The following is a 15830-nucleotide window of genomic DNA, read 5'->3' on the forward strand; positions in this document are numbered from 1 at the left end:
AACTGAAGTTGGTAATAGAGATTTTAACATTTATCCTCTATTTATGTTTACCATTAAAAGCTAAAAAAGTAGAAAAAGTTCATTTTGGTTGTGAGATTTAAATTTTAAGTGTTTTATTTATCATTCACTATAAACTATTTTATGTTTGGTCTGAAAGGGAAAACGCTCTTATATTTTGTGATTACCACAGTCTTACTCTCAGCAATTGGTACATATTTTATTGTGAGTTTTCATGGACTGATTGAGAAAGTTGAAGAACGTTTTGAACCACAAAAACAAACCAGTTTACTTAAAAGTCTAACTGTAGATGTCAATAACCTTAATAATCAGTATTTAAACGATAGTCTTCAATTGACCAGTCAATATATCGACTCTATTATTAAGAGGGTTGAGGTAAATATTGAGAATATAAAACTAGAAAGTAGGAAAATTAATTTTGAAGAAAGTAATAACTTGGATACCATTCCAAAGATGTTATATGCTTTAAAAGAACGTAATTTTAAGCTAAAAGAGTTACGTGAAAATGGAGAGAATAATTTCATCTATTCTCTAGAAAACGTAATTCAAGATGAGATTAAGGATAAATTATTGACGGAAAAAGACTCAATTGTCGTCACTCATCAAATTACTTCCTATATCAAGGAGAACAAAATCATCACTAAAAAAATTGAAAGGACACCTGAAGTAGATGAACGGAATTTTTTTCAAAAACTTTTTAAACCTAAAGAATTAGATTCTACTACAAGTGCCGAAGAGATTATTCAGAAAGGACCCGTAGAAATTGATACTACTACTCAAAAATTAATAGATACGCTCAATCAAGGAGATAGTTTAAAATCACCTGTCGATTTAGTGAGCTTATTTGATGAAATTCAAAATAGAAGATTGAGATATGTCAATAATGTTCAGTCTGTAGAAAAGGATATTTACGAGTTGAATTATAGAATCAATAAGAAAATTGAAAATATTATCAATGCATTTATTTTACAGCAATATGTTACTTATGAGCGATATTTAGCTGAATTAAATGAGGACACGCAAAAGCAATCTAATATTCTGTTTTTCGCGATAATTGGATTTACTCTTTTCTCTATCATACTGGTTTATCGATTTTTTAAGGATATAAATCGTGGACTAGATTATCAAAATACTCTAAAGAAAAAAGAGGAGGAGGCCATTCGTGCGACAGAAGAAAAACAAAGGTTCTTAAATATGATGAGCCATGAATTACGAACACCATTGACTTCTATTGTTGGATATGCAGATTTACTCGAGAATCAAGATGAGAATAGTCGTGCAATTAAATCTTCTGCAAATTATTTGTTTCAAATGACCAATGAAATTTTAGATATTGCTAAAATTGATTTGGGTGTGATTGAAGTGAACGAAACGCCAATTGATTTGACGAATCTGCTTCAAGAAGTTAAAGATAATTTCATTCCACAACTCAAAAGTAAAGGGTTAAACTTTGAATTTGATATTCCACAAAGATCATTTTTTATTCAAACAGATGGACAACGCATCCAACAGATTTTATATAATCTATTGCACAATGCGATTAAGTTTACAAATGAAGGAGAAGTAAAATTGAAATTGGAAATCAAGGAGTTTGACCATCATATTCATATCGTTTTTAGGGTGATAGATACTGGAATAGGAATGGATGAAGAGGAGCAAAGTCATGTGTTTAAAGACTTCCATCAAGCGGGTACGCACAAAAGTAAACTGAAAGGCACTGGTTTAGGTCTAGGAATTGTCGAAAAACTGGTGCATATACTGAATGGAGATATTCAGTTAAATAGCGAGAAGAATAAAGGAACTTCATTTGTTTTAGCCTTTGATTTTAAAAAATTGGGATCTGATGAAATTGAAAGTTTAAAAGAATCTAAAGAAGAGGATGTGAGTTTTAATGCACATTTCGAAGGGAAAAATATTTTAATTGTAGATGATGATCTTTTAATTACAGCACTTTTTGAAAAGATACTTCGGCCAACTAAGGCGAATCTCACTGTTTTTAATAATCCGGAAATTGCCTTGGAAAAAGCCTTATGCACAGATTACGATTTGATTATTATAGATTATAAAATGCCTGAAATGACAGGTTTCGAGTTTTTGAAACAGTTGAAAAGCAATAAAACTAAACTTCCTATTGTTTTAGTGGCAACGGCAAATACGATGTTGAAAGACGAAGAGCGTTCAAAGCTGAATAGCTTTGATGCAATTATTTTTAAACCTTTAAGAAGAATACCTTTTCTTCAGTTAATTGCTAAACATTTTGAGCTTGATCAAGATGGAAATTCAGAGTTTCAAGTTTCGCCATCTAAAACAGATTCCTTTGATGACGCTGAAGAAACACAGTTAAACTTTGATGTGATTAAAAATTTTGTTGGAGACGAGAAGGATGAATTAATTTCAATTTTAGAAGTTATCGTTGAAGAAAATGAACAATCGTTAACTGAATTTAAAATGGCTATAGATTCCTCCGATTTTGAAAGCATCACATTTGTAATTCACCAATTATCTTCTCGTTTTGGTCAAACAGATCAGTCATTGATTGTAGACACTCGTGCACTTGAGCATCAACTTAAAAATGATGCGTCAAAAGTGAATATGCGAGAAGTTGAAGAACTCTATGAATTTTGGAAAAAGGCACAAGAACAAATCAGAAAAGAGATGAGCCTACTAAAAGGTTAAAGCTTGAAATTTAGAGTTTAATCTCTGAATTATGTTGTAGTTGTTGTGTAGTTTGTTTAAACAAAGTGTAGGAAAATCCAACAGTTTTAATTTGTGTGTTATTTGTTATTGTTTTGTAAATCAGTGTTTTGTGCTTTTTGGAATGGTCTTCGTATAGTTCTAGTCAAATTAACAAGTAAAAAATATCACATGAAATTGACTAAAACTATATTAACAGGACTATTTGCAACAGCAATGATAACTACTGCTTATTCTGGTGTTCTAAATGAAAGTTCATTTACAATCGATTATAAGACAATCAGCCAAGAGCAAACAAAAGAAGAAATTGCATTAACATCACTTCCGTCAGCTATTACAGATGAATTGAAGACTGATGCTTATGCTGGATGGAAAGCCAAGAAAGCGTATGTTGTTAAAACAAAGGAAGGAAAACATTACGAAGTTCTGGTTTCAAATGGTGAAGAGAAAATGTCGCTTTTCTTTAACGAAGACGGTAGAGCCATTGAAAAATAAGGAAAATTAGTAATAAGTTATTCTCATAAATAAGGACAAAATCATGAAATTATCAAGAATTATATTAACAGGAGTATTTGCAACAGCTATGATGGGTAGTTCATTTGCAACAACAAGTATTGAAGATTCAACACAGGTAGAATCGAAGTTAATTGAAGAAGAACAAGCGAAAGAAGAGATTGATTTATCTGCTCTTCCGGAAGCTATTGTTAAAGAGTTGAAGAAGAAACCGTATGTCGAATGGAAGGCTCAAAAGGCATACGAAATTAAAACAAAAGAAGCAGCCTACTACGAAGTGCTAGTCTCAAAAGGTGGAGAAGAAATGTCTCTATTCTTTAATGAGGACGGAACAGTGATTGAGAAGTAATAGTGTTAATATCTCAATTCAGAGTCAGGGTGAAAGCCCTGACTTTTTTGTTTTGATCCTGAAAATAAATATCATACAAACAGAAAGTTGAATTCACAAAATTTCTAAAATCGACAGTAATTTCTATGGTCTTTCCTATATTTGATTGATATCACATTAACAATTCCTATGAAAACAATTTTAGTCGTCGATGATGACCTTACCTTCTTAAAGATCCTCGAGAGATATCTAATCAAGAAAGGCTATGAAGTAGTATGTAAGTCAAATGTAGTTGATGCGATCAGCTTGATTCGTGAAAAATCATTTGATTTGTTATTATTGGATTATAAGTTAAGTGATGGTACTGGATTGGACATTATTTCAGAAACCAAATCTCATAAACAAGCTCCTTCATTTATTATTATGACTCGTTTTGATGATGTAAGATTAGCTGTTAAGTCTATGAAAGATGGAGCATTTGATTATATCACAAAGCCAATTAATCAAGAAGAATTGTTGGCTGTAATTGAACATGTTTTTGAAAAACAGAATGCTGGAGCTAAAACTTCAAAAAACAAGGAGGAAGAAGTAAGGAATGCTAATGCCTCAAAAATTACTTTAAATGAAGGTCAAGACTTCTTAATTGGAAAAAATCAACTTTCTAAAAATGTTACAGAGCAAATAGGATTGGTTGCACCAACAGAAATGTCAGTGATTATTGAAGGTGAAAGCGGAACAGGAAAGGAGCATATAGCGCAACGAATCCACCAACTAAGTAGTCGTAAAGACGCACCATTTGTAGCCATCGATTGTGGAACCTTGTCAAAGGAATTAGCAGGTAGTGAATTGTTTGGTCATTTAAAAGGAGCTTTTACAGGAGCTTTATCAGATAAAAAAGGGAAGTTCGAGGCAGCACATTCAGGAACAATATTTTTGGATGAAATTGGTAACTTGTCTTATGAAGTTCAGGTTAAATTATTAAGAGTGTTACAAGAACGTGTTGTTCAAGCAATCGGAAGTAACCAAGTTACACCAATTGATGTGAGGGTAATTGCTGCGACCAATGAAGATTTGAGGCTTAACTCTTCTAATAAAACCTTCCGAGAGGATTTGTATTTTAGATTAAACGAGTTTAAAATTGAAGTTCCAGCTTTACGAGATAGGGGGGAAGATCTTTTACTTTTTACAGATTACTTCATTGAAAAATCAAATGTAGAACTTAATAAGCACGTTAAATCTTTCTCAGATGAAATTATTTCTGTTTTTAAGGCATATGATTGGCCTGGAAATGTTCGTGAATTAAAGAATGTTGTTAAGCGAATTGTTTTGCTTTCTAAATCAGAAGTTCCTGGTTTAGAGTGTTTACCTGCTGAACTAACGCAAATGAATCTTCAAAATCAACAATCTCAAGAAGGAACAAATTTAAAAATGATTCAAGAGAATAAAGAAAAGCAGTTGATAATAGAGACTTTGATAAAAACGAAATACAACAAATCTCAAGCGGCAAACCTACTCAATATTGATCGGAGTACACTGTATGCTAAAATCAAAAAATATGGAATTTCCTAAAAGTGAGCTTTAATGGTTTAACAGGTTTTATGATTTTATACGTTGGAAACCATGTAACTATTTTTATCTTTAACAAATAGTTAACACTTATGAATTAAAAATAATAAATATTATGAAATTATCGAAAGTAGCATTTACCGGATTATTAGCAGTAGCATTAATGAGTACTTCTTGTGACTCTAAATCTGATGATTCAAAAGACATGGATCACAATGGAGAGTCTACTCACATGCATGATGGAGATAGACATGAGCATTCAAAAGATGGACATAAGCATCCTCATGGAGAAGGAGACCATGGAAAACACCGTCATAAAGATGGTAAAAGAATGGATGAGGATACTTCTAATATTCCACATGAAACTAGTCCAGTAGTTGAAAGAGAAGAGGTGAAATTGGCTTTATTACCGCCAGCTGTAACTGAAAAATTAGGAAGCCAAGAATATATTGATTGGAAAGTAGAAAGGGCTTTTAAATTAGAGCAGGATGGAGTAACAACTTACGAAATAGCTGTAAAGAAAGACGGAGAAAATGCAACATTACATTTCAATGAAAAAGGAATCAGACTAGATAGATAGTCTCCTTTAATAAAGATAAATTCTGTATCGAGAATATTAAGAGAAAGTCCTACTGTTTCAGTGGGGCTTTTTTTATCGTTGAGCTTTCCATTCTTAGTGACCCCGTCAAGAGTCCAGATCTTTTAGTATTCCAAATTCCGAATGAAAACCACACATTCTCGTTCCTCAATTGTTGTTTTTTATGTTCTTCATTTCTTCACTTGAAAATGAATTTTCAGATTCCGAAATTAAGCTCATAAAAAAAAGCCCAACGATAATCGTTGAGCTTTTCATTCTTAGTGACCCCGTCAAGAGTCCAGATCTTTTAGTATTCCAAATTCCGAATGAAAACCACACATTCTCGTTCCTCAATTGTTGTTTTTTATGTTCTTCATTTCTTTACTTGAAAATGAATTTTCAGATTCCGAAATTAAGCTCATAAAAAAAAGCCCAACGATAATCGTTGAGCTTTTCATTCTTAGTGACCCCGTCAAGATTCAAACTTGAAACCTCTACAGCCGTAATGTAGTGCTCTATTCAGTTGAGCTACGGAGCCAGTATGTTTTGTTTTGCTATTCGTTCATAGCGAGTGCAAAATTAATGCTTTATTTACGATTTGCAAGTGTTTTTTGAAAAAAAATGCAATTAAATTTATGTCAATTTTTAATATCCTTGTAAATCAGTATTTAAGGATTGAAAAAATTATTGAACTTCTGCAGAAATTCCTCTATCGAGTAATCCAGTACACATACTCGCTAATTTTTCGAATTCCCCAGATTTCACATCACATTTACCTTTATAATGTATTAACATTGTACATTGTTCTGCTTGTACAGTGTCATGCTTGCAGATTTTCACCAAAGATTCAATGACATGATCAAATGTATTTACGTCATCATTATAGACGACCAAACTGTGTTCGGCGACTTGTTGCTCGGCAACTTCTTCTATTTCTAAAGTTTCAGTACTCATATTAATATTCTGATTGTTTATATCTACAAAAATACGCTATTCTGATTCTTCTACCAATTTTTTATAATGTCAAAAGAAGAATTGCTATAATCGAAATTAAACCACCTATGAATTTCAGTAGAGTAGCGGATTCTCTAAACATTAATATTCCTACAATAAAAGAAGCAATGACCACTCCTGTATTATTAACAGCATAAGTTACAGAATCTGATAACTCAGAAAATCGTATTGCCATCATTAAGAAATAAATAGAAAAGAAATTTGGAATACCCAATAAAAATCCTCCTAAAATAGCTTGTCTTTGGAATTGTATTTTTCCTTGTGAAAGTCGAATCAATAAAATGGAAATTCCAATACAAGCAGCAACTCCAAAACTAAATGCCGAAAAAATAGCCACCGATAATTCTCCTAATGCTACTTTTTCAACATAATTTACAACAGTATCAAGTAAACCACTACCAACAAAAAGGATGAGTAAAAAGGCAACTTGTCTATTTCCAGATTTTACAGTCTTATTTTTCTTCTGATAGGTGATCATAAAAACACCAATTAAGGCTGCGATAATTCCTATTATTTTGGTTAAATAAATAGCCTCATTGTATAGAAATATGGCTGTAAATACGGGAATGGCTAAACTCATTTTTACCATAACTGAAGTAATTCCAATTCCATTCTCTTGAGCACTTTTTCCCATCATAAAGAATAAACTGATAAATAATGAACCCACCAAAAACGCAAATGGTATCCAAGAACCTGTAGCCAAATCCGCTTGTTTCCATTCATCATTGAAGAGTAAAAAACCAACACCACATGCTGTAATGTAATTGAAAACGATTCCTTGAAAAACATTGATGTTATATCGTTCAAACATCCTGAAAATTATCAGAATTAATGTTGAGCTTATTATACTCAGGCTTAAATAAATCATTTTTTAGAATAATGAAGTAAAGTGTCAACTCCGATCTTTTCGTTGGATTTTAGTATTTTGCTGCTTAAAGTTGGTGCAGGGATTCCAGAATCAAAAGTAGAACTCCCTATGAGTTGAAAAGCTTCATCCCATAATTCATCAGTAATAAAATGCTGAAGTGTTTGTGCTCCTCCTTCAATAAAAACGGATAAGAAATTTTTGTTGTAAATGACTTCCAGGACAGCGCTTGAATCTATTTTTTCAAGTGTAATGACTTCGACATGTTCAGGTAAATCTTGGATTCCCGTTTTAAGGGATATGATCGTTGTAGCTTCACCGTTTTTGAAAACTTTAGCATCAACATTCACCTTGCCATGAGGATCAATAATAAATCGATGAGGTGAAGGTGCAGATATCTTCCTCACGTTAAGTTGTGGATTGTCGTTGTTTATTGTTTTCCAACCTACCATAATAGCTTGTTCTAGGCTTCTCCATTGGTGCACATAAACTTTCATTTTTGGCTGTGTAATCCAATTGATTCCTTCTTCTCGTTCCTCAGGAAGTCTGTCCATAAACCCATCTCGAGTTTCCGCCCATTTTAAAATGACATAAGGCCTTTTTTCTTCGTGATAAGTGAAGAAACGTCGGTTTAAATGTCTTGCTTCTTGTTCTAAAACACCAACCTCAACCTCAATTCCTGCATCCTTTATTTTTTGAATTCCTTTTCCAGAAACAGCAGAAAAAGAGTCTTGACATGCGATTACGACACGTTTAAAATTATTTTGGGTAATTAGATCTGCACAAGGAGGTGTTTTCCCAAAATGAGCACAAGGTTCTAGAGTTACGTATATCGTTGATGAAGCACATAGTTGGGTGTCTTTTACCGAATTAATTGCGTTCACCTCAGCATGAGCTTCTCCACAAAGTTTGTGGTATCCCTCGCCAATAATTTTTCCATCATGCACAATTACTGCTCCAACCATTGGATTGGGTGCTGCATTCACACCAGCTAATTTGGCCAGTTGAAGCGCCCGACGCATAAACTTCTGATCTATTTCCTTTTGTGTCATATGAGCGAAATTAATGATAATTTCCTAATGAATCCATTTATTGTAATCGATACCAAGATCATCAAAGTAAGGTAGACCTTTACAGCAGTCTTTTTCACTATATTTTTAAAAAGTTAAGGTGTATTCTTCTGTTTTAACATTTCCACAAGCATCAATAGCTCGTATTATAACCTCCTTTTTGCCTTTAAAATCTTTCGGTGGGTTGAAGAAGTATTTGCTTCTTTTCGGTTCATACTCTAATAGATGCCATTCTTTATTAATATAAATGTCATAATCCATTAAACCAGATTCGTCTTCTTTGATATTCCAATAAATTTGTCCATCGACTTGACTATTATCTCTAAAGTTTCTTGCAATAATCGTTGGTGCAATGGTATCAACTGCTACTGAAAATTCACCAAATGATTTGATCCTAGAAGTAATCCAACCATCTTTTACAGTTCCTCCTTCAGCATACTTTGTTCCGTACCTAGAAATTCTCTGGATGTATTGTTTATCTGGAGCAACACCTTTTAATATTGGCAACATTAGTTTGAAAGTCTCTTGTAATGGAACCAGGTCAGAACCAAATTTGAGGAGATTATTACTCGAACTTAACTTTAATGGTGTTGGTTCGTAAAGTAAACCTGGTGGGAAAAGTATATAATGTGTTTTCTTATAACTTAGAAATGCACTATCAGGATAAAGTAACTTTTGATTAGGGAATAACTGATGCGCTTCTATCATTTTCCCGTCAGAAATATCTAATTGAAATTTGAGTTGACTTTCGTTACCGTATGCATCTTTAGCAATATATTCGATTGGATAGCTTTTTCCAGGTTCAACGTTTAAGATTCCGTTGTTTTTCATTTCTCTATAAATCGGCAAAGGATTATGAGTGGTTTTAAAAGTTTTCTGGAAATGCTTTCTTCTGTTATGGTATTCTTCGTAATCTTTGTGTGTATTGATATGACGATTAGAGTAAAAAGAAATATGTTCCATATTTTGACTAAACATAGTGTCCTTTTCTGACTTAAAAAAAGCTTCATGAATTCCACATTTGTTATTTGCTCCATCTAATCTGTCAATTACATCCACCGAAAAACCAACTCCTCCTTCTTTAGAGGTATAGGAAGCATCCAGACTAACTTTACCACCTGAAATAGAATAATTTCCATTGCTTCCATACACATTATATAGTTTAGATTTGTTTGGAACACGGTAGCCTTCTTCTGTTAATGCATAAACTTTTAATCCACGTATAGTTGGGGCTTGTGTATCTGCAATATCAAAACCAAAAAGTAAAGGGTTTAAGGCATTTTCACTTTTGGTTTCACGAATTTCAAAGTGTAAGTGAGGAGCTGTACTTCCTCCAGTATTTCCTGATTTAGCAATGATTTGACCTTTTTTTACACGTAGAGAATCCTTTGCAGGATAATAATCAATTTCAAAACCTTCATTGTCTTCCTGTTGCATATAGGCCAATGTTGCTAATTCACCTACGAAAGCTTCACAATGCGCATAAACTGAAGTTAAACCATCATAGTGGTCAATGTATACCACATGGCCATAACCCCATGGAGAAACTTTGATTCTAGAAACATAACCATCGGCAATACTCAAAATGTTATATCCTGTTTTACGGTATGTTTTTACGTCAATTCCAGTATGAAAATGGTTGCTTCTTAACTCTCCAAAATTTGCTGCAAGTACCATCGGAATGTCCATTGGTGGATGCAAGTCAAATTTCGAATAATCGATTTCTTGGGCCGTAATTATTACTCCTATTGCAAGGAGGAATGAAAGAATAATAAATTTGATTGTTTTCATATCTGCAAAAATAACAATTAAGTGATTTCGCAAGTGTTAACTGACACTAAAGGGTAGAAATTATAGAGCAATCTGGATATGTAATCTACTTTTTGATTTTTTTCAATCATAACCGTACACAAATCATACAAAATAAAGCGTAAAAAAAAACGTAATCAATTCATAAGTAGTCGATTACGGTTGTAGGTAGTGCCCAGAGAGGGGGCCGATAGCTTTCGGAACGACCCCGTTCATAATACGATTTACATAAAAGCAAAACAGTCACAACATTTCTATTGTGACTGTTAAAAAGTGCCCAGAGAGGGAGTCGAACCCTCACGTCCTAATGGACACATGGCCCTCAACCATGCCTGTCTACCAATTTCAGCACCTGGGCATTATATTGTAGGTGCGCAAAGATACAAAATTGATTCTATTTTGAACTCATTAAGTGAGTTTATTCAATAAAAAAACCGAGTCAATCATAAGATTAACTCGGTTTCCTAGTGAGTGATTAATAATTTATTTTTTTACAGCCTCTACAACTGATTTGAATGCATCAGGGTGGTTCATTGCTAAATCTGCAAGAACTTTTCTGTTTAATTCAAGTTCACTTTTGTTGTATAATCCCATAAATTGAGAATAGCTCATTCCGTGTTGTCTAACACCTGCGTTGATACGCATAATCCACAATGAACGGAATTTTCTTTTCTTTTGTTTACGATCTCTATAAGCGTAAACTAATCCTTTTTCAACAGCATTTTTCGCTACTGTCCAAACGTTTTTTCTTCTACCGAAGTAACCTTTAGCAAGTTTCATTACTTTCTTTCTTCTTGCTCGGGCTGCTACGTGATTTACTGATCTTGGCATATTATAATGTTTTTTGGTGCAAAGTGCTTCATTATTTCAGAAAACTTAGTTACTCATCACCGGGTTTAAATACTAACCTCTGTCACCATGACAGAATTTTACTTCATACAAAGTTGTAACTTGATGTTTTTCTGGTCTGCTTTTGTAACATATCCAGTTTTTGTCAAATTACGCTTTTGCTTTTTTGTTTTCTTTGTAAGGATGTGACTTTTGAAAGCGTGCTTTCTCTTCAACTTCCCTGTACCAGTTACTTGGAATCTCTTCTTCGCACTAGATTTTGTTTTCATTTTTGGCATATTCTCACTTTTTATTTACTCACTAGTATGTTGTGATTAGTCCTTCTTAGGGTTAATCATAATTGTCATTCTTTTACCTTCTAACTTAGGCATTAACTCCAAAGTTCCATATTCAGAAAGCTCTTGTGCAAAACGCAATAACAAAATTTCACCTCTGTCCTTAAATACAATGGTTCTCCCTCTAAAGAATACAAAAGCTTTTACTTTCGCTCCTTCTTGTAAGAATTTCTTTGCGTGATCTAACTTGAAGTTGAAATCATGCTCCTCTGTATTTGGTCCAAAACGAATTTCCTTAATTGTTACCTTAGACTGTTTTGCTTTAAGCTCTTTTTCCCTCTTCTTCTGATTGTAAAGGAACTTTTTATAGTCCATGATTTTACAAACTGGAGGCTTGGCTTTTGGAGAAATCTCAACTAAATCTAAGTCTTGTTCATCCGCTAATTTAAGCGCGTCCTTAGTATCCATAATTTGAGGCTCCTGGCCATCACCAACCAGACGAATCTGTGGAACGCGAATACGATCATTGATTCTGTTCGGGTCTTCTTGCCTTGGTTTAAAGTTTCTTCTTGGTCTTCTCATTTATTTCTTTTATAAGTTAAGTTATAAATTTCTAGTTACTTAACTCTTCTTCAATTAATTTATTTATAATTTTTGTAAAGTCATCAATGGACATCGACCCTAAATCTCCTTCGCCACGTTGACGAACTGAAATAGTGTTTGTTTCCATCTCTTTTTCACCTATGATAAGCATAAATGGTATTTTACCCATCTCTGCTTCACGAATTTTCTTACCTACTTTTTCGTTTCTATCATCTATGAATCCGCGAATATCGGAATTATTTAAAACTTTAGAAACTTTTTGTGCGTATTCATTGTAATTTTCACTAATCGGAAGAATCGCATATTGCTCAGAAGACAACCATAATGGGAAGTCTCCGGCACAGTGCTCAAGTAATACAGCAACAAATCTTTCCATCGATCCAAATGGCGCTCTGTGAATCATCACTGGTCGGTGTTTTTGATTGTCTGCTCCGATGTATTCTAACTCAAATCGCTCTGGTAAGTTGTAATCTACCTGAATTGTACCCAACTGCCATTCTCTTCCTAAAGCATCCTCCACCATGAAGTCTAATTTAGGACCGTAAAATGCAGCTTCACCATATTCAATTACCGTTTTTAGTCCTTTTTCAGCAACAGCCTCTTGGATTGCACTTTCTGCTTTTTCCCAGTTCTCACTACTACCAATGTATTTTGTATCGTCCTCTGGATCTCTCAACGAAATTTGAGCAGTAAAATTCTTGAAGTCCAATGTTTTGAAGATGTAAAGAACAATGTCAATTACATTTTGAAACTCCTCTTTTACTTGTTCAGGTGTACAGAAGATATGTGCATCATCTTGTGTAAATCCACGTACACGTGTTAATCCATGTAACTCACCACTTTGCTCGTAACGGTAAACTGTTCCAAACTCTGCGTATCGAATTGGTAATTCACGGTATGAATGTGGTTTTGCTTTATAAACTTCACAGTGATGTGGACAATTCATAGGTTTTAGTAAAAACTCCTCATTTTCATCTGGGGTATGAATAGGTTGAAATGAATCTGCTCCATATTTTGCATAATGTCCAGATGTTTCATACAACTTCTTATGCCCAATGTGTGGCGTAATTACTTGTTGATAACCAGAGTCCTTTTGTACTTTCTTTAAGAAGTCTTCCAAACGTTGACGTAATTCAGCTCCTTTTGGCAACCAAAGTGGTAAACCTTGCCCAACAGCTTGTGAAAAAGTAAATAATTCTAATTCCTTTCCTAATTTTCTATGGTCACGCTGACGTGCCAATTCTAATTTTTCAAGATATTCATTTAACTCTGAATTTTTTGGGAATGTGATTCCGTAAATTCTCGTTAATTGTTTATTATTTTCATCACCACGCCAGTATGCTCCAGCAATTGATGTTAATTTAATCGACTTGATAAATCCTGTATGTGGGATGTGTGGCCCTCTACATAAATCAGTAAATTCACCTTGTGTATAGAAAGTTATTCCTCCATCTTCAAGGTCCTCCAATAATTCTAACTTATAAGGATCTTGTTTTTCCTTAAAGTAAGCGATGGCATCTTCTTTTGATATTTCTTGACGAATATACTGACTCTTTTGTTTGGCCAATTGTTTCATCTTTTGCTCAACTTTCTCTAAATCTTTTTCAGTAAAATGATAATCTAAAAAGTCGATGTCGTAATAAAATCCGTTTTTTATCGGTGGACCAATGGCTAATTTTACTCCAGGGTATAAGATCTCTAAAGCTTCAGCCATAAGGTGGGCTGAAGAATGCCACATTGTTGTTTTACCGTCTTTATCTTTCCAGGTGAGTAACTTTAGAGTACTATCGGTTTCAATCGGACGCATTGCGTCGATTACTTCGTTGTTTACTTCTGCAGCAAGTACATTTCTTGCTAATCCTTCACTGATGCTTTTCGCAATGTCTAATGAAGTTGTTCCTTTTTCAACTTCCTTGACTGTTCCGTCTGGAAGCGTAACTTTAATACTCATAGTTCTATGCTCTACCTTTTTTTAGTTATGCAAAAATACGAGAATCATTTGAATTTTAAGGGAGATAAATCTAAAATATCCTTTGGTTTGTTAAAAAGAATTTCGAATCGGGAAGTTACAAAATTGGAATCGTTTCTGGTGTTTTTCAACAAGCTCAAACACCATTGCGTAATTTAATTGGATTCCGTTATTTTGGGCAGGCTCAATCACCGAAGAATAATCGGTTGAATTTTGGTGCTTTCGATAAGCTCAATCATTGAAGAAGGTCCTTGTTGACAAAGACTGTCGAATGCAACAATCGTCCGATAGCATTATTCTAAATCCATTCGTAATTTCTTTAATTCTAACTTCGTAATTTTTATTTTTCCATTTCCTCCATTATCTCCGAAAATATCCTTAATGATTCTAATCTATCTTCTTGATGATATAAATAAGAGGTTGTAATGATTTCATCTACTCCTGTGTCATTGATGAATTTTGCTGTCTTTTCTTTTACTTCCTCTTTGTTTCCAATAAATGTATAATTCAACATGTTTTGTAAAGCTGGGTGTTGACTTAACTCTCTAATACCATCATTCATATCAACTGGTGGTTGCATGTAATCTAATTCACGTGTCAAAACACCCAACATCATGCGATACATACTTGTCGATCTTCTTTCTGCTTCTTTTGAATTTTCTGCGGCAATTACATTTACCCCAGCAATCGTATAGGGTTTGTCGAGGTATTTTGAAGGTTTAAATTGATTGTGATAAATAGACAAGGCTTGATGCAATTGAGCAGGAGCAAAGTGACTTGCAAAAACATAAGGTAAACCTTGTGCCGCAGCTAATTTAGCACTGTCTGTACTCGATCCTAAAATAAAAATTGGAACATCGACTCCTTCTGCAGCAGTTGCTCTAACTTGTTTTGTTGGAGATGTGTTTTCAAAATAACCTTGAATTTCACGAACTTCATTTGGGAATTGATGTACTGATTGCATTCTGTCACTACGAATCGCTTGAGCTGTTATTTGATCTGTTCCAGGAGCACGTCCCAATCCTAAATCTATTCTATTTGGATATAAGTTTCCAAGTGTTCCCAATTGTTCCGCTACAATCAAAGGAGAGTGATTTGGTAACATTATTCCACCAGAACCAACCCTGATTTTCTTCGTTTGAGATGCAATATATCCCATCAATACAACAGTTGCAGAACTCGCAATACTCACCATGTTGTGGTGTTCTGCAAGCCAAAATCTATGGTAACCCATTTCTTCTGCTTTTTGAGCAACTTCAACACTGTTTTTAAATACAGTAGCATGTGAGGTGTTTTCATTAACCATTGCGAGCTCGAGGATAGAGTATTTAATATTTTTCATTGTTTTTTTGTTATGTGTGTATATTACAATTTTTGAAACACTTTGTTGAGGGAAATATGATTTTTAACGAATATTTGAGGATTCTGGTGAGGTTTTAAAATAATCATCTCTTACCGGTTTTAAATTTGTTAAATTAGGATTTTAACAAAAATATCAGTAAAACACTCAAGATATATATGTAAGGTGTTGATATGTAAATCGTTAATAGTTTGTAGATGTCAAGATCTTTTTTTGATTCCTCTTTTTTTAGTTGGCAATCTAGTGTATCTCAATGAAAGAATGTGATTATCATTAATTGTTTAATAAAACCCTTATGACTAATATGTTAAAAAATAATT

Annotated in this window: 14 protein-coding genes and 2 tRNA genes; 5 read left to right on the top strand and 11 right to left on the bottom strand. The window is 33.7% G+C overall.

The features are described from left to right. Window positions 1-141 precede the first annotated feature (141 nt). From DXU93_RS11300 to DXU93_RS11320, 5 genes are all read left to right on the top strand, one after another. Entirely contained in the window at window positions 142-2694 is a 2553-nt protein-coding gene (locus DXU93_RS11300; protein ID WP_116881402.1) for a hybrid sensor histidine kinase/response regulator, read from the top strand. Between the two features lie 189 nt (window positions 2695-2883). After that, entirely contained in the window at window positions 2884-3207 is a 324-nt protein-coding gene (locus DXU93_RS11305) for a hypothetical protein (RefSeq protein ID WP_123776119.1), read from the top strand. Between the two features lie 43 nt (window positions 3208-3250). Continuing rightward, window positions 3251-3574 (top strand): PepSY-like domain-containing protein, encoded by a 324-nt coding sequence (locus DXU93_RS11310; protein ID WP_116881404.1) that lies wholly within the window; start codon window positions 3251-3253, stop codon window positions 3572-3574. Window positions 3575-3742: 168 nt separating this feature from the next. Further along, on the top strand, window positions 3743-5122 hold the full coding sequence (locus tag DXU93_RS11315; protein ID WP_116881405.1) for a sigma-54-dependent transcriptional regulator: 1380 nt from the start codon (window positions 3743-3745) through the stop codon (window positions 5120-5122). Between the two features lie 112 nt (window positions 5123-5234). Further along, on the top strand, window positions 5235-5699 hold the full coding sequence (locus tag DXU93_RS11320; protein WP_116881406.1) for a hypothetical protein: 465 nt from the start codon (window positions 5235-5237) through the stop codon (window positions 5697-5699). Between the two features lie 461 nt (window positions 5700-6160). Here the strand turns inward: DXU93_RS11320 and DXU93_RS11330 are convergent. The 11 genes from DXU93_RS11330 to DXU93_RS11380 all read right to left on the bottom strand — a co-directional run bounded on the left by DXU93_RS11330 (window position 6161) and on the right by DXU93_RS11380 (window position 15492). After that, window positions 6161-6234 (bottom strand) — tRNA-Arg (locus DXU93_RS11330). Window positions 6235-6380: 146 nt separating this feature from the next. Next, window positions 6381-6650: an ATP-dependent Clp protease adaptor ClpS gene (locus DXU93_RS11335; protein ID WP_205679263.1), complete on the bottom strand. Its 270-nt coding sequence runs from the start codon at window positions 6648-6650 to the stop codon at window positions 6381-6383. A 61-nt stretch (window positions 6651-6711) separates the two neighbouring features. After that, window positions 6712-7521, bottom strand: a complete 810-nt coding sequence (locus DXU93_RS11340; protein WP_116881409.1) for an EamA/RhaT family transporter — start codon at window positions 7519-7521, stop codon at window positions 6712-6714. Between the two features lie 53 nt (window positions 7522-7574). After that, entirely contained in the window at window positions 7575-8627 is a 1053-nt protein-coding gene (gene ribD, locus DXU93_RS11345; protein ID WP_116881410.1) for a bifunctional diaminohydroxyphosphoribosylaminopyrimidine deaminase/5-amino-6-(5-phosphoribosylamino)uracil reductase RibD, read from the bottom strand. A 105-nt stretch (window positions 8628-8732) separates the two neighbouring features. Next, complete coding sequence (locus DXU93_RS15285; protein WP_116881411.1) at window positions 8733-10436, bottom strand: M23 family metallopeptidase; 1704 nt, start codon at window positions 10434-10436, stop codon at window positions 8733-8735. Between the two features lie 292 nt (window positions 10437-10728). Beyond that, a tRNA-Leu gene (locus DXU93_RS11355) sits at window positions 10729-10812 on the bottom strand. 125 nt (window positions 10813-10937) lie between these two features. Beyond that, on the bottom strand, window positions 10938-11285 hold the full coding sequence (rplT, locus tag DXU93_RS11360; RefSeq protein WP_116881412.1) for a 50S ribosomal protein L20: 348 nt from the start codon (window positions 11283-11285) through the stop codon (window positions 10938-10940). A gap of 98 nt (window positions 11286-11383) precedes the next feature. Then, on the bottom strand, window positions 11384-11581 hold the full coding sequence (gene rpmI / locus DXU93_RS11365) for a 50S ribosomal protein L35 (RefSeq protein ID WP_116881413.1): 198 nt from the start codon (window positions 11579-11581) through the stop codon (window positions 11384-11386). A gap of 36 nt (window positions 11582-11617) precedes the next feature. Further along, window positions 11618-12160 (bottom strand): translation initiation factor IF-3, encoded by a 543-nt coding sequence (infC, locus tag DXU93_RS11370; RefSeq protein WP_116881414.1) that lies wholly within the window; start codon window positions 12158-12160, stop codon window positions 11618-11620. A 31-nt stretch (window positions 12161-12191) separates the two neighbouring features. Further along, window positions 12192-14132 (bottom strand): threonine--tRNA ligase, encoded by a 1941-nt coding sequence (gene thrS / locus DXU93_RS11375; RefSeq protein ID WP_116881415.1) that lies wholly within the window; start codon window positions 14130-14132, stop codon window positions 12192-12194. Between the two features lie 358 nt (window positions 14133-14490). Continuing rightward, on the bottom strand, window positions 14491-15492 hold the full coding sequence (locus DXU93_RS11380; protein ID WP_116881416.1) for an LLM class flavin-dependent oxidoreductase: 1002 nt from the start codon (window positions 15490-15492) through the stop codon (window positions 14491-14493). Window positions 15493-15830 lie beyond the last annotated feature (338 nt).

This window comes from Brumimicrobium aurantiacum, from assembly GCF_003402975.1.
Taxonomy (GTDB): domain Bacteria; phylum Bacteroidota; class Bacteroidia; order Flavobacteriales_D; family Crocinitomicaceae; genus Brumimicrobium; species Brumimicrobium aurantiacum.

Excerpts from the sequence above, each read along its gene's own strand:
- DXU93_RS11300 (WP_116881402.1), top strand. The coding sequence starts at position 142 with ATGTTTGGTCTGAAAGGGAAAACGCTCTTATATTTTGTGATTACCACA.
- DXU93_RS11305 (WP_123776119.1), top strand. The coding sequence starts at position 2,884 with ATGAAATTGACTAAAACTATATTAACAGGACTATTTGCAACAGCAATG.
- DXU93_RS11310 (WP_116881404.1), top strand. The coding sequence starts at position 3,251 with ATGAAATTATCAAGAATTATATTAACAGGAGTATTTGCAACAGCTATG.
- DXU93_RS11315 (WP_116881405.1), top strand. The coding sequence starts at position 3,743 with ATGAAAACAATTTTAGTCGTCGATGATGACCTTACCTTCTTAAAGATC.
- DXU93_RS11320 (WP_116881406.1), top strand. The coding sequence starts at position 5,235 with ATGAAATTATCGAAAGTAGCATTTACCGGATTATTAGCAGTAGCATTA.
- DXU93_RS11335 (WP_205679263.1), bottom strand. The coding sequence starts at position 6,650 with ATGAGTACTGAAACTTTAGAAATAGAAGAAGTTGCCGAGCAACAAGTC.
- DXU93_RS11340 (WP_116881409.1), bottom strand. The coding sequence starts at position 7,521 with ATGTTTGAACGATATAACATCAATGTTTTTCAAGGAATCGTTTTCAAT.
- ribD (WP_116881410.1), bottom strand. The coding sequence starts at position 8,627 with ATGACACAAAAGGAAATAGATCAGAAGTTTATGCGTCGGGCGCTTCAA.
- DXU93_RS15285 (WP_116881411.1), bottom strand. The coding sequence starts at position 10,436 with ATGAAAACAATCAAATTTATTATTCTTTCATTCCTCCTTGCAATAGGA.
- rplT (WP_116881412.1), bottom strand. The coding sequence starts at position 11,285 with ATGCCAAGATCAGTAAATCACGTAGCAGCCCGAGCAAGAAGAAAGAAA.
- rpmI (WP_116881413.1), bottom strand. The coding sequence starts at position 11,581 with ATGCCAAAAATGAAAACAAAATCTAGTGCGAAGAAGAGATTCCAAGTA.
- infC (WP_116881414.1), bottom strand. The coding sequence starts at position 12,160 with ATGAGAAGACCAAGAAGAAACTTTAAACCAAGGCAAGAAGACCCGAAC.
- thrS (WP_116881415.1), bottom strand. The coding sequence starts at position 14,132 with ATGAGTATTAAAGTTACGCTTCCAGACGGAACAGTCAAGGAAGTTGAA.
- DXU93_RS11380 (WP_116881416.1), bottom strand. The coding sequence starts at position 15,492 with ATGAAAAATATTAAATACTCTATCCTCGAGCTCGCAATGGTTAATGAA.